This is a genomic window from Marinifilum sp. JC120 (assembly GCA_004923195.1).
GTDB lineage: Bacteria > Desulfobacterota > Desulfovibrionia > Desulfovibrionales > Desulfovibrionaceae > Maridesulfovibrio.
The window spans coordinates 1-570 of sequence record RDSB01000144.1; the positions used below are offsets into that span (position 1 = coordinate 1).

General features: G+C 51.6%; 1 protein-coding gene. It reads right to left on the minus strand.

The window, feature by feature from the left end:
• Nucleotides 1-490, minus strand: a 490-nt coding sequence (locus tag D0S45_20745; protein TIH06226.1) for an antitermination protein, incomplete at its 3' end; no start/stop codon positions are given.
• Nucleotides 491-570: the final 80 nt, after the last annotated feature.

Below are 570 nucleotides of genomic sequence, written 5' to 3' on the forward strand. Positions count from 1 at the left end.
CAGCGCGATATGCTGCGCTTGCTGGCATCCTTGAATAGCCGACGCCTTTGCATCTTCCGCACTCTTTCTCGACAACTCTCCCCCACAGCTCTGTTTTGGCAATATCAACCGCACGGCCTGTACCATGGCAATCTCTGCATCTTGCCCCCGGCGTCGCGGCACTACGGCAATAATCCGCATAAGCGAATGTTGCGAGCACTTGCAGTACCTTTGCCTTAGTATTTCCTTCAAGCTTTGCCACACCACGGTATTTCCCCGATACCTTGTGTGCAAATTGCATCAGATAGTTGATAGCCTTTTGTTTGTCGTTCTGGCTGAGTTCGTGCTTACCGCAGAATGCAGCCATACCGAATCCGGCTTGTGATTGCGCCATCCCCATAGCAGCCATCACATCAGTACCGGAAAGAGAGTCAGAAGCCGTGGCCCGTGGTGAGTCGCTCATCATCGGGCTTTTTGGCGAATGAAATTTAGCTACGCTTTCGAGTCTCATGCGCCTTCTCCCTGTACCTGAATCAATGTTAGGTTTCCGCAGAACACTGCGCCGGTATCGATATACATTTGGTTGGCAAA